Annotated in this window: 13 protein-coding genes; 4 read left to right on the top strand and 9 right to left on the bottom strand. The window is 69.3% G+C overall.

Annotation, left to right across the window (positions count from 1 at the left end; translation table 11 throughout):
* Positions 1 to 106: 106 nt before the first annotated feature.
* The 3 genes from ABTZ54_RS12730 to ABTZ54_RS12740 all read left to right on the top strand — a co-directional run bounded on the left by ABTZ54_RS12730 (position 107) and on the right by ABTZ54_RS12740 (position 3,894).
* Positions 107 to 1,333, top strand: a complete 1,227-nt coding sequence (locus ABTZ54_RS12730; protein WP_351661000.1) for a thiolase family protein — start codon at positions 107 to 109, stop codon at positions 1,331 to 1,333.
* The gene (locus ABTZ54_RS12735) at positions 1,330 to 3,468 is read left to right on the top strand and encodes a 3-hydroxyacyl-CoA dehydrogenase NAD-binding domain-containing protein (protein ID WP_351661002.1); all 2,139 of its coding nucleotides are present in this window, start codon (positions 1,330 to 1,332) and stop codon (positions 3,466 to 3,468) included. The genes ABTZ54_RS12730 and ABTZ54_RS12735 overlap by 4 nt, the downstream gene beginning before the upstream one ends.
* A gap of 69 nt (positions 3,469 to 3,537) precedes the next feature.
* A complete protein-coding gene (locus tag ABTZ54_RS12740; RefSeq protein WP_351661005.1) occupies positions 3,538 to 3,894 on the top strand; it encodes a PIN domain-containing protein in 357 nt (118 codons plus the stop codon).
* Positions 3,895 to 3,898: 4 nt separating this feature from the next.
* On the opposite strand, the gene ABTZ54_RS12745 is transcribed toward ABTZ54_RS12740, so the two are convergent.
* The 9 genes from ABTZ54_RS12745 to ngcE form a co-directional block, all read right to left on the bottom strand.
* A complete protein-coding gene (locus tag ABTZ54_RS12745) occupies positions 3,899 to 5,377 on the bottom strand; it encodes an amino acid permease (RefSeq protein WP_351661008.1) in 1,479 nt (492 codons plus the stop codon).
* A 181-nt stretch (positions 5,378 to 5,558) separates the two neighbouring features.
* The gene (gene dxs, locus ABTZ54_RS12750; protein ID WP_351661011.1) at positions 5,559 to 7,478 is read right to left on the bottom strand and encodes a 1-deoxy-D-xylulose-5-phosphate synthase; all 1,920 of its coding nucleotides are present in this window, start codon (positions 7,476 to 7,478) and stop codon (positions 5,559 to 5,561) included.
* 200 nt (positions 7,479 to 7,678) lie between these two features.
* Positions 7,679 to 8,959 carry a sugar ABC transporter permease gene (locus ABTZ54_RS12755; protein WP_351661014.1) on the bottom strand — a complete coding sequence of 427 codons (1,281 nt, stop codon included), beginning with the start codon at positions 8,957 to 8,959 and terminating at the stop codon, positions 7,679 to 7,681.
* On the bottom strand, positions 8,956 to 9,765 hold the full coding sequence (locus ABTZ54_RS12760; protein WP_351661017.1) for an ATP-binding cassette domain-containing protein: 810 nt from the start codon (positions 9,763 to 9,765) through the stop codon (positions 8,956 to 8,958). The genes ABTZ54_RS12755 and ABTZ54_RS12760 overlap by 4 nt, the downstream gene beginning before the upstream one ends.
* A 152-nt stretch (positions 9,766 to 9,917) precedes the next feature.
* Positions 9,918 to 11,018: a sugar ABC transporter substrate-binding protein gene (locus tag ABTZ54_RS12765; RefSeq protein WP_351661020.1), complete on the bottom strand. Its 1,101-nt coding sequence runs from the start codon at positions 11,016 to 11,018 to the stop codon at positions 9,918 to 9,920.
* 122 nt (positions 11,019 to 11,140) lie between these two features.
* A complete protein-coding gene (locus ABTZ54_RS12770) occupies positions 11,141 to 12,361 on the bottom strand; it encodes an ROK family transcriptional regulator (RefSeq protein WP_351661023.1) in 1,221 nt (406 codons plus the stop codon).
* A 156-nt stretch (positions 12,362 to 12,517) separates the two neighbouring features.
* The gene (locus tag ABTZ54_RS12775; RefSeq protein WP_351661025.1) at positions 12,518 to 13,471 is read right to left on the bottom strand and encodes a carbohydrate ABC transporter permease; all 954 of its coding nucleotides are present in this window, start codon (positions 13,469 to 13,471) and stop codon (positions 12,518 to 12,520) included.
* Between the two features lie 16 nt (positions 13,472 to 13,487).
* Positions 13,488 to 14,417: a carbohydrate ABC transporter permease gene (locus tag ABTZ54_RS12780; protein WP_351661028.1), complete on the bottom strand. Its 930-nt coding sequence runs from the start codon at positions 14,415 to 14,417 to the stop codon at positions 13,488 to 13,490.
* 43 nt (positions 14,418 to 14,460) lie between these two features.
* Positions 14,461 to 15,903 (bottom strand): N-acetylglucosamine/diacetylchitobiose ABC transporter substrate-binding protein, encoded by a 1,443-nt coding sequence (ngcE, locus tag ABTZ54_RS12785; protein WP_351661031.1) that lies wholly within the window; start codon positions 15,901 to 15,903, stop codon positions 14,461 to 14,463.
* 385 nt (positions 15,904 to 16,288) lie between these two features.
* On the opposite strand from ngcE, the gene ABTZ54_RS12790 reads away from it, so the two are divergent.
* Entirely contained in the window at positions 16,289 to 20,116 is a 3,828-nt protein-coding gene (locus ABTZ54_RS12790; RefSeq protein WP_351661627.1) for a GH92 family glycosyl hydrolase, read from the top strand.
* Positions 20,117 to 20,189: the final 73 nt, after the last annotated feature.

A 20,189-nucleotide genomic window follows, 5' to 3' on the forward strand; every position in this document is an offset into this window, starting at 1 on the left:
CAGCGTGGTTACCCGCAAGTAGCATGGGGGAGCAAGCGCGCGCTTAGGCGCGTGCCGGGCAGTGCGCCCGCAGCAGTGCCACCCCGCACCCTGGAGGAGAGCCATCGTGCCTCGTACCGTCAGGGACGTCGTCTTCGTCGACGGCGTCCGTACCCCGTTCGGCAAGGCGGGCCCGAAGGGCATCTACCACGAGACCCGCGCCGACGACCTCGTCGTCAAGGCCATCCGGGAGCTGCTGCGCCGCAACCCCGGTCTCGACCCCGCCCAGATCGACGAGGTCGCCATCGCCGCGACCACGCAGATCGGCGACCAGGGCCTGACCCTCGGCCGCACCGCGGGCATCCTCGCGGGTCTGCCGCAGTCCGTGCCCGGCTACTCCATCGACCGCATGTGCGCCGGTGCGCTGACCGCCGTCACCTCGGTGGCCGGTTCGATCGCCTTCGGTGCCTACGACGCCGTCATCGCCGGTGGCGTCGAGCACATGGGCCGTCACCCCATGGGCGAGGGCGTGGACCCGAACCCGCGCTTCGTCAGCGAGAAGCTGGTCGACGAGTCCGCCCTCTTCATGGGCATGACCGCCGAGAACCTGCACGACCGCTACCCGAGCATCACCAAGCAGCGCGCCGACGAGTACGCCGTGCGCTCGCAGGAGAAGGCCGCCAAGGCGTACGCCGACGGCAAGATCCAGCAGGACCTGGTGCCGATCTCGGTGCGCCGCACCTCCCCCGAGGCCGGCGAGACCGGCTGGGGTCTGGTCACCGCCGACGAGCCGATGCGCCCGGGCACCACCCTTGAGTCGCTGGCCGGCCTCAAGACGCCGTTCCGCGTCCACGGCAACGTCACCGCGGGCAACGCGGCGGGCCTGAACGACGGCGCCACCGCCTCGATCATCGCCTCCGAGGACTTCGCCCGCGAGAACAACCTCCCGGTCAAGATGCGCCTCGTCTCCTACGCCTTCGCCGGCGTGGAGCCCGAGGTCATGGGCTACGGCCCGATCCCGGCCACCGAGAAGGCGCTGGCCAAGGCCGGTCTGTCGATCGAGGACATCAACCTCTTCGAGATCAACGAGGCCTTCGCCGTCCAGGTCCTCGCCTTCCTGGAGCACTACGGCATCGCCGACGACGACACCCGCGTCAACCAGTACGGCGGCGCCATCGCGTACGGCCACCCGCTCGCCTCCTCCGGCGTCCGTCTGATGACGCAGCTGGCCCGCCAGTTCGAGGAGCAGCCGGAGGTCCGCTACGGCCTCACGACCATGTGCGTCGGCTTCGGCATGGGCGCCACGGTCATCTGGGAGAACCCGAACCACAAGGACGCCGGAGGCAGCAAGTGAGCACCACCGCAGAGCTTCTGAAGGGCGCCGCCGAGCTCTTCCCGGACGAGGTCGTCACCTCGGCCCACGTACGTCACTTCGAACTCCCCGCCGCCGCGGGCCGGTTCGCGCTGATCACGCTGGACAACGGCTTCGACCACACCAAGCCGACCACCTTCGGCCCGCAGTCGCTCGCCAACCTGAACACGGCGATCGACCAGGTCGAGGCCGAGGCCGCGAACGGTGAGATCGTCGGCGTCGGCATCACCGGCAAGCCGTTCATCTTCGCCGTCGGCGCCGACCTCAAGGGCGTCGAGCTGCTCAAGCGGCACGAGGACGCGCTCGCCATCGGCAAGGGCGGCCACGACGTCTTCAAGCGTCTCGCGGGCCTGGCCGTGCCGACCTTCGCGTACTACAACGGCGCGGCCATGGGCGGCGGCGTCGAGGTCGGTCTGCACTGCACCTACCGCACCGTCTCGAAGGCCCTGCCGGCCTTCTCGCTGCCCGAGGTCTTCCTCGGCCTGGTGCCCGGCTGGGGCGGCTGCACGATCCTGCCGAACCTGATCGGCGCGGAGAAGGCCGTCTCGGTCATCATCGAGAACAGCCTCAACCAGAACCGTCAGCTCAAGGGCAAGCAGGTCTTCGAGCTCGGCATCGCCGACGCCCTCTTCGAGGGTGCCGACTTCCTGGAGCAGTCGCTGATCTGGACGGCGTCCGTCCTCAACGGCTCCGTGACCGTCGAGCGCCCCGAGATCGACCGCGGCGAGGGCTGGGACCAGGCCGTCGCCAAGGGCCGCGCCCTCGCCGACTCCAAGGTGCACGGCGCCGCCCCGGCCGCCTACCGCGCCCTGGACATCATCGAGGCCGCCAAGGACGGCGACCTCCAGAAGGGCTACGACGCCGAAGACCAGGCCCTCGCGGACCTGATCATGGGCGGCGAGCTGCGCGCCGGCATCTACGCCTTCAACCTGGTGCAGAAGCGCGGCAAGCGCCCCGCCGGCGCCCCGGACAAGTCCCTCGCGCGCCCGGTCACCAAGGTCGGTGTCGTCGGCGCCGGTCTGATGGCCTCCCAGCTCGCCCTGCTCTTCCTGCGCCGCCTGGAGGTGCCGGTCGTCCTGACCGACATCGACCAGGAGCGCGTCGACAAGGGCGTGGGCTACGTCCACGGCGAGATCGAGAAGCTGCTCGGCAAGGGCCGCATCAACCAGGACAAGGCCAACCGCCTCAAGGGCCTGGTCTCCGGTGTGCTCGACAAGGCCGAGGGCTTCGCCGACGCGGACTTCATCATCGAGGCCGTGTTCGAGGAGATGTCCGTCAAGCAGAAGGTGTTCGCGGAGGTCGAGGCGGTCGCCCCGGCGCACGCGATCCTCGCCACCAACACCTCCTCGCTGTCGGTCTCCGAGATGGCCTCGAAGCTGAAGCACCCCGAGCGCGTGGTCGGCTTCCACTTCTTCAACCCGGTCGCGATCCTCCCGCTCCTGGAGATCGTCCGCGGCGAGCGGACCGACGACGCCTCCCTGGCCACCGCCTTCGGCGTCGCCAAGAAGCTGAAGAAGACGGCCGTGCTCACGAAGGACGCCCCGGCGTTCGTCGTGAACCGCATCCTGACCCGCTTCATGGGCGAGATCCAGAACGTCATCGACGAGGGCACCCCGGTCGCCGTCGCCGAGAAGGGCGTCGAGCCGCTCGGTCTGCCGATGTCGCCGCTGGTGCTCCTGGAGCTCGTCGGCCCGGCGATCGGTCTGCACGTCTCCGAGACCCTGAACCGCGCCTTCCCGGAGCGCTTCACCGTCTCCCCCAACCTGAAGGCGGTCGTCGAGGCCGGCAAGCGCGGCTTCTACGTCTACAAGCCGGAGAACGGCTTCAAGCCGGAGCTCGACCCCGAGGTCGCCGCGCTCCTCAAGCAGGGCGACGTCGTCCTGACCGAGGAGCAGGTCCGCGACCGCGTCCTGGGCGCCGTCGCGCAGGAGATCGGCCTGATGCTGGAGGAGGGTGTCGTCGCCGAGGCGCAGGACATCGACCTCTGCCTGATCACGGGCGCGGGCTGGCCCTTCCACCTGGGCGGCATCACGCCGTACCTGGACCGTGAGGGCGTCTCCGAGCGCGTCAACGGCAAGCGGTTCCTCGCGCAGGGCGTGGCGAGCGTCCCCGCGTAACACCGTCCCGCAAGGGTGATGACGGCCCCGGTACCGCTTCGGCGGTGCCGGGGCCGTCATGCTGTGCGGATGGAGCTTCTGATCGTCGACGGGGCGAATGTGGTGGGGTCCCGGCCGGATGGCTGGTGGAAGGACCGGCGCGGGGCCGCCGAGCGGCTGCGGGACCGGCTCGCCGCGCACGGCGGGCCCGCGGAGGGCGGGCCGTACGAGATCGTGCTCGTCGTCGAGGGGCGCGCCCGGGGTGTGGCGTCGGTGCCGGGGGTACGGGTCGAGGAGGCGCCCGGCAGCGGTGACGACCTCATCGTGGAGCTGGCCCGGAACGCGGCCGGCCGGCCGTGTCTGGTGGTCACGGCCGACCGGGAGCTGCGGCGGAGGGTCGAGGAGACGGGCGGGCGGTGCACCGGGCCCAGGAGCCTCCCCGGCTAGGACGTCAGTACTCCGCGTCGGCGCCCATCTTGCCCAGGCGGCTGTGCTTGCGGCCGTACAGGAAGTAGACGACGAAGCCGAGCAGCATCCAGACGGCGAAGCGGAACCAGGTCTCGGCGGGCAGGTTGAGCATCAGCCAGAGCGAGGCGGCGATGGAGATGATCGGGAGCACCGGGACCCACGGGGTGCGGAAGGCGCGCTCCAGGTCGGGGCGGGTGCGGCGGAGCACCATGACGCCGACGGCGACCACGACGAAGGCGAAGAGGGTGCCGATGTTCACCAGGGTCGCCAGCTCGTTGATGCTGGTGAAGCCGGCGACGACGGCGATGATCCCGCCGAGCAGGATGGTGGGCCGGTACGGCGTCCTGTACTTCGGGTGCGTCACCGAGAAGAAGCGGGGCAGCAGCCCGTCGCGGCTCATCGCGAAGAACACCCGGGTCTGGCCGAGCAGCAGGATCAGACAGACCGTGGTGAGGCCGATGGCGGCGCCGAAGCTGATGACGCCCGCGTAGAACGGATGGCCCACGGCCTTGAAGGCGTCGGCGAGCGGGGCGCTGACGGAGAGCTCGGTGTACTTCTGCATGCCGGTGACGACGAGGGCGACGGCCACGTACAGCACGGTGCAGATGATGAGCGAGCCGAGGATGCCGCGGGGCATGTCGCGCTGCGGCAGCTTGGTCTCCTCGGCGGCGGTGGCGACCACGTCGAAGCCGATGAAGGCGAAGAAGACGACGGAGGCGGCGGTGAAGATGCCCATGACGCCGAAGTTGGTCGGCGCGTAGCCGAACATCAGCTGGACCAGCGGCTCCGTCCAGTCGGAGCCGCCGCCGGGCGGGGTGACGGCCGGCGGGATGAAGGGCTTGTAGTTGTCGCCGACGATGAAGAACAGACCGGCGACGATCACGATCAGCACGACCGTCACCTTGATGGCGACGACGATGCCGGTGATGCGCGCGGAGAGCTTCATGCCGAGGACGAGGATCGCGGTCAGCACCAGGACCAGCACGAAGGCCAGGATGTCGAAGGTGCCGCCGGGCGCGTCGGGGCCTTCGAGCGAGGCGGGCAGATGCCAGCCGACGTTGTCCATGAGGGAGCGCACGTAACCGGACCAGCCGACGGCGACGACGGCGGTGCCGAGCGCGAACTCCAGGACGAGGTCCCAGCCGATGATCCAGGCCGGCAGCTCGCCGATGGAGGCGTACGCGAAGGTGTACGCCGAACCGGCCACCGGCACGGTCGAGGCGAACTCCGCGTAGCACAGGGCGGCGAGGGCGCAGACGATGCCGGCGGCGACGAAGGCCAGGGCGGTGGCCGGGCCCGCGTTCTCCTTGGCGACCTTGCCGGTGAGGACGAAGATGCCGGTGCCGATGATGACGCCGACGCCGAAGACCGTCAGGTCCCAGGCGGACAGGGACTTCTTGAGGGCGTGCTCCGGCTCCTCGGTGTCGCGGATCGACTGCTCGACCGACTTGGTCCGGAACATCCCTGAACTCGCGCGTGGCTGTTGGTCCGTACTCACCGTCGCACCTCCTGCCAGGGGGCTGCCCGCTCGCGGGCCGAAACGCACGCGAAAGGGCCGGTCGCCACTCCGAAGAGTGAGCCGACCGGCCCAAAGGTGACGCTGGGTGAGATCGTCGCCGATCCGCCGCCGATCCGCCGCCGGGTCAGTCCCGGGCGGGCTCCACCGCCTTCGCGCTGGCCTCGAAGCGTCCGTCGAGACGCGAGACCAGGCCGGTGACCTGACGGGCGATGTCCGGGGCGGTGAGCCCGATCTCCGCCATGACCTCGCCGCGCGAGGCGTGGTCGAGGAAGCGCGGCGGGATGCCGAAGTCGCGCAGCGGCACGTCGACGCCCGCGTCGCGCAGCGCCTGGGCGACGGCGGAGCCGACGCCGCCGACGCGGCTGTTGTCCTCGACGGTGACGACCACCCGGTGGCGCTCGGCGAGCGGGGCCATGGCCTCGTCGACGGGCTTGACCCAGCGCGGGTCGACCACGGTGGTGGAGATGCCCTGCGCGTCGAGCAGGTCCGCGATCTCCAGGCACATCGGCGCCAGGGCGCCGACGGAGACCAGGAGGACGTCCGGCTTGTCGCTGCCCGGCTCACGGAGCACGTCCATGCCGCCGACCCGGCGCAGCGCGGGGACGGCCGGGCCGACCGCGCCCTTGGAGAAGCGGACGACGGTGGGCGCGTCGGTGACCTCGACGGCCTCGCGCAGCTGGGCGCGTACCTGGTCGGCGTCGCGCGGGGCGGCGAGCCGCAGGCCGGGCACGACCTGGAGGATCGACATGTCCCACATGCCGTTGTGGGAGGCGCCGTCGGTGCCGGTGACGCCCGCCCGGTCGAGGACGAAGGTGACGCCGCACTTGTGCAGGGCCACGTCCATCAGGACCTGGTCGAAGGCCCGGTTGAGGAAGGTCGCGTAGACCGCGAAGACCGGGTGGAGGCCGCCGGTGGCCAGGCCGGCCGCGGAGACCGCGGCGTGCTGCTCGGCGATGCCGACGTCGTACACCCGCTCGGGGAAGGCCTTGGCGAACTTGTCGAGGCCGACGGGCTGGAGCATGGCCGCGGTGATCGCGACGATGTCCGCGCGCTCCTTGCCGAGCTCGACCATCTCCTGGCCGAAGACGCTGGTCCAGTCGGCGCCGGAGGAGGCGATCGGCAGACCGGTGTCGGGGTGGATCTTGCCGACGGCGTGGAAGCGGTCCGCCTCGTCCTGGAGGGCCGGCTGGTAGCCGCGGCCCTTCTCGGTGAGGCAGTGCACGATGACCGGGCCGCCGAAGCGCTTGGCGCGGGTCAGCGCCGACTCCAGGGCCTCGATGTCGTGGCCGTCGATGGGGCCGACGTACTTCAGGCCGAGGTCCTCGAACATGCCCTGGGGGGCGATGAAGTCCTTGAGGCCCTTCTTGGCGCCGTGCAGGGTCTCGTAGAGCGGCTTCCCGACGACGGGGGTGCGCTCCAGGATGTCCTTGCCGCGGGCGAGGAAGCGCTCGTAGCCGTCGGTGGTGCGCAGGGTCGCCAGGTGGTTGGCGAGGCCGCCGATGGTGGGGGCGTAGGAGCGCTCGTTGTCGTTGACGACGATGACGAGCGGACGGTCCTTGGCGGCGGCGATGTTGTTCAGCGCCTCCCAGGCCATGCCGCCGGTGAGCGCGCCGTCGCCGATCACCGCGACGACGTGGTCGTCCTTGCGGAGGATCTCGTTGGCCTTGGCCAGTCCGTCGGCCCAGCCGAGGACGGTCGAGGCGTGCGAGTTCTCGATGACGTCGTGCTCGGACTCCGCCTGCGAGGGGTAGCCGGACAGGCCGCCCTTCATCTTGAGCTTGGAGAAGTCCTGGCGGCCCGTGAGCAGCTTGTGGACGTAGCTCTGGTGCCCGGTGTCGAAGAGCACCTTGTCCTTGGGCGAGTCGAAGACGCGGTGCAGGGCGATGGTCAGCTCGACCACGCCGAGGTTGGGGCCGAGGTGCCCGCCGGTCTTGGAGACGGCGTCCACGAGGAACGACCTGATCTCTCCGGCCAGCTGGTCCAGCTGTTCCGAGGAGAGCCGGTCCAGATCTCGCGGTCCCCTGATACGGGTCAGCAGAGCCACCCGTGCCTCCTTGCGTTTGAGCTGGTCGAGCTTGCCGATTTGTCGAGTCTAATGTTCCGTCTTGGATCGTGGGCATCGGGCCGGGCGATCGAGCGCCACCCGCATGGCCGACACACCGCTGATCCGCACGGCCGGTGCACTGCTCCGGACGCAGCAGCGCCCGGCGCCGGTTCTCGGCGCCGGGCGGAGTGTGGCGAGCGTTACGCGCGCCCCGCGGTCTTCTGCGTACGGCGGGAGACCGAGTCGATCACGACGGCGGCGAGGAGCACCGCGCCGGTGATCATGTTCTGGATCGCGTTGGACATGCCGATCATGTTCAGGCCCTGCTGGATCGACTGGATCACGATCATGCCCAGGAGCGCGGACCAGACCTTGCCGCGGCCGCCGAAGAGGCTGGTGCCGCCGATCACGGCCGCGGCGATGACCAGCATCAGCGTGTTGCCGCCGCCCAGGCTCTTGGTCGCGCCGCCGGAGAGGCTCGCGATGAACAGGCCGCCGAAGGCGGCGAGGGTGCCGGAGATCGCGAAGACGGCGATCCGGACCCGGTCCACGTTGATGCCGGCCCGGCGGGCCGCCTCGGCGTTGCCGCCGACGGCGAAGACCTTGCGGCCGAAGAGGGTGCGGCGGGCGACGAAGTCGGCGATCACCAGGACGGCCAGGAACAGCACCAGGGCCAGCGGCAGGCCGCGGGCGCCGGCGGGCTCGTTCATGACGTACGCGACGACCAGGACCAGGACGGCGACGACGCCGGTGCGCAGCACGATCTCGGCGATCGGGCGGGCCGGGAGCTGGGCGGCCTTGCGACGGCGGCTGTCGCGAAGCAGCGAGAACAGGTACACGGCGACGGCGGCCAGGGCGAGGCCGTAGGCGGCGATCTTGTCGGCGAAGAAGTAGTTGGTGAGGTTCTCCACCACGCTGCCGGACGGCGTGTTGATGGAGCCCTCGCCGCCCATGAGCCACTCCTGGAGGCCCATCCAGCCGAGGAAGCCCGCCAGGGTGACGACGAACGCGGGGACGCCGATCTTGGCGAAGAAGAAGCCGTGCAGCGCGCCGATGACGGTGCCGGTGAGCACCGCGAGCACGATGGACAGCCACTGGTTCATGCCGTTGCTGACCTGGAGGCCGGCCCAGACGGCGGCGCCGACGCCGGCGACGGAGCCCATCGAGAGGTCGATCTCGCCGAGGACGAGGACGAACACGATGCCGACGGCCATGATGCCGAGGCCGGAGGCGTACACCGCGACGTTGGCGACGGAGCTCGCGGAGAGGAAGTTCGGGTTCTGGATCTGGAAGACGACCGCGATGACGATCAGGCCCAGGATCACGGGGAGGGAGCCGAGCTCGCCGCCGCGTATCTTGCGGGTGAACTCCGTCCAGTAGCCCTTGACGCCCTCCTCGCGCACGAGGAGACGGGGGTCGACCGCGGGGACGGCGGGGCCGGCCGGGGCGGGGGCCTCGGGGGTCTTGGCGAGCTCGCTCACTTGGCGGCCCCCTTCTCGTCGTTCGCGGCCGCCGCCGTACGGGCCTGCCTGCGGGTCACCGCGTTGTCCGTGGCGCCGGTGATGGCGGCGATGATCGTCTCGTGGGTGGTGTCCTCGACGTCGAAGACCCCGTTGTTGCGGCCGAGGCGGAGCACGGCGACCTTGTCGGCGACGGCGCGGACGTCGGCCATGTTGTGGCTGATGAGGATGACGCCGTGGCCGCGCTCGCGCAGCCGCTCCACCAGGTCGAGCACCTGGGCGGTCTGCTCGACGCCGAGGGCGGCGGTGGGCTCGTCCAGGATGACGATCTTCGGGTCGCCGATCAGGGCGCGGGCGATGGCCACGACCTGCCGCTGGCCGCCGGAGAGGGCGGCGACGGGGATACGGACCGAGGGGATGCGGATGGACAGGGTGTCCAGGAGCTCCCGGGCGCGCTTCTCCATGGCGATCTCGTCGAGCACCTTGGCGGAGCTGAGCTCGCTGCCGAGGAAGAGGTTGGCGACGACGTCGAGGTTGTCGCAGAGCGCCAGGTCCTGGTAGACGGTGGCGACCCCGAGGTTCTGGGAGTCGTGGGGCCGGGTGATCTGGACCGGGCGGCCGTCCCACTCGATGGTGCCCTCGTCGATCGGGTGGACCCCCGAGATCGTCTTGACGAGGGTCGACTTGCCGGCGCCGTTGTCGCCCACCAGGGCGACGACCTCTCCGGCGTGGATCTCCAGATCGACATCGGTGAGCACCTGGACGGCGCCGAACCGCTTGGAGACCCCGCGCAACGCCAGCACGGGCGTAGCGGACACGTGAATCATCTCCTTCGCCGCCTGACCGGCGGGGATGTGGTGCGAGAAGTGCGGTGGGGACACCGCGGGGACCGCGAGGGAGTCCGGCGCCCCGCCCCCGCTTGCGGGGCGTGGAGTGGGGCGGGATGCGCCGGACGGTCTTCCGTGGGGGGCGGGGCGGGCTACTTGATGCCCGCGGCCTCGCAGGCCGCCTTGTACTCGGCGGTGCAGATGTCGGCCGCCTTGTAGACGTTGTCGGCGACGATCGTGGAGGCGATGTTCTCCTTGGTCACGATCTGCGCGTCGTACAGCTTGGCGGGGATGTCCTTGAACTCGCCGGTGAGGCTGGTGACCTTCACCGGGACGAGGTCGTCGATCTTCTCGCCCTTGAGGAGCTTGACCGCGATCTCCGCGGTGGTCTCGGCCTCGGGCTTGATCTGCTTGTAGATGGTGAAGGCCTGATCGCCCTTCAGGATCCGCTGCAGACCGGCGAGTTCGGCGTCCTGGCCGCCGACCGGGACCTTGACGCCCTGCTTGCCGAGGGCGGTGATGATGCCGCCGGCCATGCCGTCGTTGGCGGAGTAGACGCCCTGGAAGCCCTCCTTGCCCAGGGAGTCGATGGCGGCGCCCATCTTCTTGTTGGCCTCGTCCGGGGACCAGTCCGGGATGTCCTGCTCGTAGACGACCTTCTTCACGCCGCCGTCGAGGACGCTGTGGGCGCCCTTCTTGAACAGCGGGGCGTTGGGGTCGGTCGGTGAGCCGTTGATCATGACAACGTTGGCGTCCTTGGCCTTGGCGCCGAGCGCCTTCACCAGGGCCTCGCCCTGGAGGCGGCCGATCTTCTCGTTGTCGTACGAGACGTAGGCGGAGATCGGGCCCTCGGCCAGGCGGTCGTACGCGACCACCTTGACGCCCTTCTTCTCGGCCTGCTGGATCCAGGACTTGGTGGCCTTGTAGTCGACCGAGTCCAGGATGATGACCTTCACGCCCTGGGTGACGAGCGCGTCGAACTGCTTCTTCTGCGTCTCGGTGTCCTGCGCGGCGTTGTTGTACTTGACCTCGCAGTCGGAGCAGAGCGCCTTGATCTTCGCTTCCATGATCGGGCGGTCGAAGGTCTCGTAGCGGGTGGTCTTGTTCTCCGGGAGCAGCAGACCGATGGTCTTGCTGTCGCCGCCGTTCGCATCGCCCGAGCCGTTGTCGCCCGCCTTGCCACAGGCGGCGAGGGAGAGGGCCATGGAGACCGCGGCCGTGCCTATGACGACGCGACGCGTCATTGCGTTCATGTGGGGTTGCCTCCCTGACGAGGCCGCGACGTTGCGGCCGAGGTGGCTGGAAGTCAACTCGGCCGCAGGGTCGACGTCAAGGAGTAAATCCTTAACGAGATGACAACGGTGCCATCCGTTATCTAAGTGAACGCAAGCCGGGATCCGTTCAGGGCGCTTCCGGAGCCCCCCGCCGCACCTTCCAAAAGGGTTGAATCACCCATCTCGCTGAGGACGAGCGCGAGCGCGCCGAGCACCTCGGCGCGGCCGCCCAGCGCCCCCTGGGCCAGCGACAGCTGCCGGGCGGCGCTGGGGATCGCGTACCGCGAGACGGAGTCCCTGATGGGCGCGAGGACCAGCTCGCCGGCCTCCGCGAGGTCGCCGCCGAGGATCACCCGGCTCGGGTTCAGGAGATTGCAGAGGTTGGCGATGCCGCTGCCGATGTGGCGGCCGACGTCGGCGATCACCCGCCGGCAGCCCGGGTCGCCCTCGCGGGCCAGCTGGACGACCCGCTCCATGGTCAGGTCGGCGCCGTGGCTCGACTGGAGCAGCGGCAGTACGTAACGGGCGGCGGTGAAGGTCTCCAGACAGCCGCGGTTGCCGCAGCGGCAGACCGGACCCGACTCGTCGAGGGTGATGTGGCCGATCTCGCCGGCCGTGCCGCCCGGGCCCCGGTAGACCCGGCCGTCGATCACGAGCCCGGCGCCGACGCCGCTGGCGACCTTGATGTACGCGAGGTCCTTCACGCCCCGGCCGCTGCCCCAGACCAGCTCGCCGAGCGCGCCGAGGTTGGCGTCGTTGTCGACGTGCACGGGGACGCCCAGGCGGGCGGAGAGCTCCTCGGCGGGGTTGATCCCGCTCCAGCCCGGCAGGATCGAGGTGGAGCCCAGGAGGCCCGAGGAGACGTCGATGGGGCCCGGCACGCCGAGGCCGACGCCGACCACCTTCTCCCGGCCGATGCCGGTGGCCGCGATCAGCCGGGTGACCAGCCGCTCGGCCCGGTCGAAGCCCTCCGCGGCGGAGGCGTCCACGTCCAGCGGCTCGGCCTCCTCGGCGAGCACCTGGTGGGCCAGGTTGCCGACCGCGACCCTCAGGTGCGTATGGCCGAAGTCGACGCCGATGACGATCCCCGCGTCACCGCTGAGCGAGACGCTGCGGGCCCGGCGGCCGCCGGCCGAGGTCGGGGTGACCTCGACGGTGCCGCCCTCCTTCAGCTCCCGCACGATGTTGGAGACCGTGGCGGCGGACAGGCCCGTCGCCCGGGCGATCTCCGCCTGGGTGAGCGATCCGGCCATCCGCACCGCCCGGACGACCCGCTCCAGATTGGCCCGGTGCAGCGACGACTGCGACCCCGGAGTCTCCATTGACTCTCTCCACCCTACGACGTGTACAAGTTATGAACTCCAAGCTCCTTCGTAGGGCTTGTCGCCGTCAAGTCCTCGACGGTAGCCGAATACGGACGCAAAAGGTCCGGTCCCGGGGTGGACTCCCCGGGACCGGACCTCTGGGCGGTGCCGTCGTTACTTGAGCGTGGCCGAAGTGAGACCGGCCTGGACCTGCCGCTGGAAGGACAGGTAGACCACCAGCATCGGGATCATGGCGATGGTGACACCGGCGAAGAGCACCGGCAGGTCCGTCTCGTACCCCTGCTGCTGCTGGAGCTGGATCAGGCCCTGGGTGAGCACGTACCGCTCGGGATCGTCACCGCTCTGCGGCTGCATCAGCACGGTCGGCAGGACGAACTGGTTCCACTGCCCCAGCGTGTTGAAGATGCCCACGCTGACCAGGCCCGGCTTGGCCATCGGCAGCATCACCTGGAAGAACGCCCGGGTGTGCGAGGCCCCGTCCAGGATCGCCGCCTCGAAGACCGCCGTCGGCAGGGTCCTGAAGAAGGAGTGCATGAAGAAGACGGTGAACGGCATCGAGTAGGCGACGTACACCAGGATCAGGCCCTGGTAGGTGTTGAGCATCCCGAGCATCTTCACCATGAAGAAGAGCGGGACCAGGGCCAGGAAGACCGGGAACATCGCGCCGGCGACGAAGAAGTAGTAGATGACCCGGTTGCCCCAGAACTGGTAGCGGGCCAGGACGTACGCGGCCATGGAGCCGAAGAGCATGGTCAGCGGCACCGAGAACACCAGGACGATCACGGTGTTCACGAAGTAGTCGCCGATGCCCTTGTTCCAGGCCCGGCCGAAGACGTCGAGCGACCAGTTGGCCGGCCAGCCGAAGGCCGATCCGGCGATCTGGGAGTCGGTCTTGAAGGAGCTGAGCACCAGCCACAGCAGCGGCAGCACGATCAGCAGGGCCCACACGGCGAGGAAGCCGTGCGAGAAGACATTGAGGACGACGCCCTCGCGGGCGGGGCCCGGGGCCGGGGTGTGTCCCGTGCGTGCCGCGCGCTGCCGGGGCACGGAGCCCCCGCCCGTGCCGGTGGCCGGGCTCGCGTCGGACTTCTGGATGGGTGCAGTCATGGTCTGGTTCTCCCGCTCAGAACTCGAGGCGCTCGCGGCGGGTGGCGCGCAGCGTGACCACGGACACGATCAGGGTGAGGAGCAGCATGACCACGCCCATGGCGCAGGCGTAGCCGCTCTTACCGAAGTAGAGGAAGTTGCGCATCATGACCGTCGACATGGTCTCGCTGTGGTGGTCGGGGCCGCCGCCGTAGTCGCCCGAGGTCATCGTGGAGACCAGGACGAACATGTCCATGGCCACGATGCCGAGGTAGACCCAGGCGGTCTGCACCGAGTCCCACAGCAGCGGCAGGGTGATGCGGAAGAAGGACTGGGCGCGGCCGGCGCCGTCGATCAGCGCGGCCTCGTAGATGTCCCGGGGGATGGACTGCATGGCGGCGGAGAACAGCACCAGGTAGAAGCCGACGCCGTGCCAGACCACGACCGCCATGAGCGCCCACAGGACGAAGTTGGGCTCGTTGAGCCACTCGATCGGCTCGGCGGCGTCGATGAGGCCCAGCTTGAGCAGCAGGCCGTTGAGCATGCCGCCGGTGTCGCTGCGGTACACGGCGCCGAAGAGCACCGCGAGGATCGCCAGCGAGAGCACCTGCGGGAAGAAGTAGACCACCTTGTAGAACTTCGACCCGGCGACGCCCGCGACGCCGCCGGCCTTGCCGCGCCCGCCCGCGTTCACCATGAAGGCGAGGAAGAGGGCGAGCAGGATGGTGATCACCGGGATGAACACCAGGAACAGGATGTTGTGCCAGACCGCTCCCAGGAAGACGTCGTCCTTGAACAGGGCGACGTAGTTGTCGAATCCGACGAAGGAGAAATTCTGCGACTGGCCCTGCCAGTCGGTCAGCGAGTAGCCGATCGTCTGGATGTACGGCCAGATGACGAAGACCAGATAGAGGGCCACGGGTACCAAGAGAAATCCCGTGACGAACTGGTACTGCCCTTTGCGCATGGCGTTCCTGTCCCTGATGTCCCCAGCGGTTTGCTACGCGAGATCAGTCGCGGTGGTTCTTCTTGGCGGCGGGGTCCTTGGCGGCCTTGTCGACGGCGGCCTGGGCCCGCTTGAGCCACTCCGCGGGCTGGATGCGCTTGGCCATCAGCTCGTTGGAGGCGTTCTGGATCTCGGTGTCCATCTCGCTGTACCACTCGGTGTACAGGTAGCGGAACGTGTTGGTGCCGGCCGCCTTGGAGGCGACGACCGTCGACTGGGTGCCGGGGCGCAGCTTGACGCTCGGGTCCACGCCGTCGGCGAGGATGGTGAGGGAGTTGGCCTCCTTCGCGAAGAGCGTCGACCACTCCTTCGAGAGCATCATCCGCATGAACTCCTTCGCCTCGGCCAGGTTCTTGGCCTTGGAGGGGATGATGAAGGGCTCACCGGAACCGGCGCGGATGGCCTCGTACGGCATCTTGCTGCCGGGCAGCAGCGGCATCGGCATGAACTTCATGTCGAAGTCGGCCGGGGTCTGCTTGAGCTGCTCGTTCTCCAGCCAGGAGCCACAGGTGATGAAGGCGGCCTTGTACTGGTTCCAGCGGGTCTGCGACTCGGTGTGGGTCAGGCCGTTGGTGCCGGCCATCAGGTAGCCCTTCTCCACCAGCTCGTAGACCGCCTCGACGGCCTCCTTGGCCGCGGCGGAGCCGACGAAGGCCTTCGGGTCGAGGTTGTCGATCGCCTTCATGGCATCGAGACCGCCCTTCTTGGCGATCAGGTCCATGATGGCGACGTTGATGTAGTACGGGAACTTGCCCTGGTGGGCGAGTCCGCCGATGCCCTGGGCGGTGGCCTGCTTGCAGATGGCCATGAACTCGTCCCAGGTCTTGGGCTCGGTCCAGCCCTTCTCCTTGAAGAGCTTGCCGGAGTACCACAGGCCCCACACCGTGTAGATGTAGTTGAGGGCGACGACCTTGCCCTCCTGGAGGCCGGCGTCGATGGTGCCGGGGATCAGGGTGTCGCGGACCTTCTTGGCCGGGTCGTCGACGGACGGCGCGTCGAGGATCTCGGCGAGGTCGAGCAGCTGCCCGTTCTTGGCCAGCACGTCGATCTTGATCTTCTGGGCGCCCGAGTCGTCGACGATGTCCGGCGGGTTGCCCGCGTTGAAGCGCGGCTGCAGCTTGCCGGTGATCTCCTGGGTGCCGGTGTGGGTGGCCGTGATGTCCCACTTCTTGTTGAAGCTGGCCTCCCACGCCTTGGCGTAGTCGTCGCCGTATCCGCCCTTGAAGACGACGACGTCGATCTTGCCGCCCTTGGCGACGCCGAACGGGTTGTCCTTCGTCTTCTCGCCGGCGGGCTTCTTGTCGTTGCCCGTGTCGTCGCCCCCACCGGAGGCGCACGCGGACAGGAAACTCATGGTCGGCACCGAGATCAGGCCGAGCGCTGCGGAACGCTTGATCAGATCGCGACGGCCGAGGCCCTCACCGTTCTGGGCGGAGGTGGATCCCATGCTCAAGTCCTCGCCTTCATTCAGGACTCAGGCGGTGTACCGGTCGCCCGTACAGGTCGCCTCAGGCGAAGGGCCCCGCCACCGCGGTCAATTGCAGCTGGGTCGTGCAGGCGTCGGGCCCTCGTGCGCAGTGGTACAGCGGACGGGGCGGACGCCGACAGGTATAGTCCACTTCCCTTTCCCGTAGCAAGATCGAAGCGAGCATTCCCCGGTAGTCGTCTCCGAGTTGAGACCTACGCGCTATCCGAGGCGTTTCTGCCCCTTTTCCTCCCCGATTTTGCCTTCAACACCCTTGACACCACCTGCTATTCGGCATTTTCCTGGGGACTTGCTCGGCGAGAATGACAACGTTGTCTACATCCAGTGGCAGGAGCGACGACACGGCATGCGCCCCCCTCTCAGAGCGGTCTCCCTGGCGGCCTCGGCGGCATTGGTACTGAGCCTCACCCCCACGGTGGCTCAGGCGTTTCCGGGCCGAACGGATCAATCAGCCGAATCGGGCTCCTCCGTACGGGAGTTCACCACCTCCTTCGAAGCGGACGAAACCCAGCCGACCTGGCGGAACACCGTCGAAGTCGGCCCTGACGGAAAGAGCCGGACAAGCGGCGTCGACGGCGGATTCGTCACGGGAATCCCCGGAAACGTCACCGACCGCGTGACGGCGCTGCGCGCCAGCGGCGAGCACGCGGCGGCCGGCGAGGTCAAGGAGAATCTGGTCGATCTCCAACCGGGCACCAAGTGGCTGGTGTTCGAGCCCACCGCGTGGATCGAGTTCGACCTCGACGCGCCGGTGAAGCTGGCGACGTACGCGCTGACCTCGGCCAACGACGCCGCCGAGCGCGACCCGCGCGACTGGACCCTCAAGGGTTCGGCGGACGGCAAGGAGTGGACGGTCCTCGACACGCGCGCGGGCGAGTCCTTCGCCAAGCGTTTCGAGACACGTGCGTACGACCTCGCGGGCGGCGGCGCCACGGCGTACGCCCACTACCGCCTGGAGATCACCAAGAACGCGGGCGCGGGCCTGACCCAGCTCGCCGACGTTCAGTTCTCGAACGGGGACACCTCCCAGCCCGTCCCCGAGGAGATGCGCAGCCAGGTGGACCGCGGCCCCAGCGGCTCCCCCACCGCCAAGGCGGGCGCGGGCTTCACCGGAAAGCGGGCGCTGCGCTACGCGGGCACCCACAAGGGCGAGGGCCGGGCCTGGTCGTACAACAAGGTCTTCGACGTCGACACCCGGATCGTCCGGAACACCGAGCTGTCGTACCGGATCTTCCCGGCGATGAACGAGACCGACCTGAACTACCCCGCGACGAACGTCGCCGTCGACCTGGCCTTCACCGACGGCACCTACCTGAGCGGGCTCGGCGCCACCGACACGTACGGCGGCGCCCTCACCCCGCAGGGCCAGGGCGCCGCCAAGAGGCTCTACGTCAACCAGTGGAACCAGGTCACCGCGCGGATCGGCGAGGTCGCGAACGGGAAGACCGTCGACCGGATCCTCGTGGCGTACGACTCCCCCAAGGGCCCGGCGAAGTTCCAGGGCTGGATCGACGACGTCTCGCTCGCCCCGAAGGCGCCGCGGCAGCCGCTCGACCGGCTCTCCGACTACGCCTCGACGACCCGCGGCACCAACTCCTCCGGCTCCTTCTCGCGCGGCAACACCTTCCCGGCCACGGCCGTGCCGCACGGCTTCAACTTCTGGACGCCGGTGACCAGTTCGGCCTCCCAGAGCTGGCTGTACGAGTACGCGCGCGGGAACAACGCCGACAACCTGCCGACCCTCCAGGCGCTGTCCGCGAGCCATCAGCCGAGCCCGTGGATGGGCGACCGGCAGACCTTCCAGCTGATGCCCTCGGCCGCGGCGGGACCCCCGCCGACGGACCGGACGGCGCGGGCGCTGCCCTTCCGGCACGCGAACGAGACGGCGAAGCCGCACTACTACGGCGTCACGTTCGAGAACGGTCTGAAGGCGGAGATCGCGCCCACCGACCACGCGGCGGCGATGCGCTTCAGCTACCCCGGCGACGACGCGAGCGTGCTCTTCGACAACGTGACCGACCAGGGCGGGCTCACCCTCGACCCCGCGACGAGCTCCTTCACCGGCTGGTCGGACGTGAAGAGCGGTCTGTCCACCGGGGCCGGGCGGATGTTCGTGTACGGCGTCTTCGACGCGCCGGTCACCGCTTCCGGCAAGCCCGCCGAGCCGGGCGTGAAGGGCTACGTCCGCTTCGACGCGGGCGCGGACCGCACGGTCGGCCTGCGGATCGCGACCTCGCTGATCTCTATCGAGCAGGCGAAGGCGAACCTGGCCGACGAGATCCCCGAGGGCACCGGCTTCGACACCGTACGGGAGCGCGCCCAGGACGCCTGGGACGCGATCCTCGGCCGGGTCACCGTCGAGGGCGCGACCCACGACCAGCTGGTCACCCTCTACTCCAGCCTCTACCGGCTGTACCTGTACCCCAACTCCGGCTTCGAGAAGGTCGGTTCGGGCTACAAGTACGCCAGCCCCTTCTCCGCCCCGGCCGGTCCCGACACGCCGACCCGTACCGGCGCGAAGATCGTCGACGGCAAGGCGTACGTCAACAACGGCTTCTGGGACACCTATCGGACGACATGGCCCGCGTACTCCTTCCTCACCCCGGGGAAGGCGGGCGAGCTGGTCGACGGCTTCGTGCAGCAGTACAAGGACGGCGGCTGGATCTCCCGCTGGTCCTCCCCCGGCTACGCGGACCTGATGACCGGCACCTCCTCCGACGTGGCCTTCGCCGACGCGTATGTGAAGGGCGTGGACTTCGACGGGGCGGCGGCGTACGAGGCGGCGCTGAAGAACGCCACCGTCGTCGCGCCCAGCCGGGGCGTCGGCCGCAAGGGCATGGAGACCTCGCCCTTCACCGGCTACGCCTCGACCGAGACCCACGAGGGCCTGTCCTGGTCCCTTGAGGGCTACCTCAACGACTACGGCATCGCGAGGATGGGCCAGGCGCTCTACGAGAAGACCGGCAAGAAGCGCTACCGCGAGGAGTCGGCGTACTTCCTGAACCGGGCGCGGAACTACGTCTCGCTCTTCGACGCGAAGGCCGGCTTCTTCCAGGGCAAGGACGCCAAGGGCGCCTGGCGGGTGCCCTCGGAGACGTACGACCCGAGGATCTGGGGCTACGACTACACGGAGACCAACGGCTGGGGCTACGCCTTCACCGCCCCGCAGGACTCCCGTGGCCTGGCCAACCTGTACGGCGGGCGGGCGGGCCTGGCGAAGAAGCTGGACGCCTACTTCTCGACGCCGGAGACGGCGAGCCCCGACGTCGCCGGCTCGTACGGCAGTGTGATCCACGAGATGACCGAGGCGCGGGACGTGCGGATGGGCATGTACGGGCACTCCAACCAGGTCGCCCACCACGTGCCGTACATGTACGACGCGGCCGGGCAGCCGTGGAAGGCCGCGGAGAAGGTCCGCGAGGTGCTCTCCCGCCTCTACACCGGCAGCGAGATCGGCCAGGGCTACCACGGCGACGAGGACAACGGCGAGCAGTCGGCCTGGTTCCTCTTCTCGGCGCTCGGCTTCTACCCGCTGGTGATGGGCAGCGGGGAGTACGCGATCGGCTCGCCGCTCTTCAAGAAGGCGACGGTACGGATGGACAACGGCCGCACGCTGGTCGTGGAGGCCCCGCGCAACAGCGCCCGGAACATCTACGTCCAGGGCGTGAAGCTGAACGGGAAGCGGTGGGACTCGACCGCGCTGCCGCACGACCTGCTGGCGAAGGGCGGCACGCTGAAGTTCGACATGGGCCCGGAGCCCTCGGCGTGGGGCACCGGCCGCTCGGCCGCCCCGGCCTCGATCACGCGGGACGACGAGGTGCCGACGCCCCGGGCGGACCTGGTGAAGGGCGCGGGCCCGCTCTTCGACGACACCTCGGCGACGGCGGGCCCGCTGGCCGGCCCGCTGGAGCTGCCGGTGGCGGCGCCTGGGAAGGCGGTCCAGTACACGCTGACCTCCTCCGCCGACCGGGCGAAGGCGCCGACGGGCTGGGTGCTCCAGGGCTCGGCGGACGGCGTGACCTGGAAGGACCTGGACCGGCGGGCGGGCGAGACCTTCGCGTGGGACCGGCAGACCCGGGTGTTCACGGTCGCGGCGCCGGGGGCGTACGCGAGGTACCGGCTGGTGGCGACGGGTGAACTGGCGGAAGTCTCGGAGATCGAGCTGCTGGGCTGACCGGCTGACCGTCCCGGCGCATGAGTAAGGGCCCGTCCCCAGGGGGACGGGCCCTTACCGCTACCTACCTGAC

Origin of the sequence: Streptomyces sp. NPDC094032 (assembly GCF_040303965.1) — a bacterium.
Classification (GTDB): domain Bacteria; phylum Actinomycetota; class Actinomycetes; order Streptomycetales; family Streptomycetaceae; genus Streptomyces.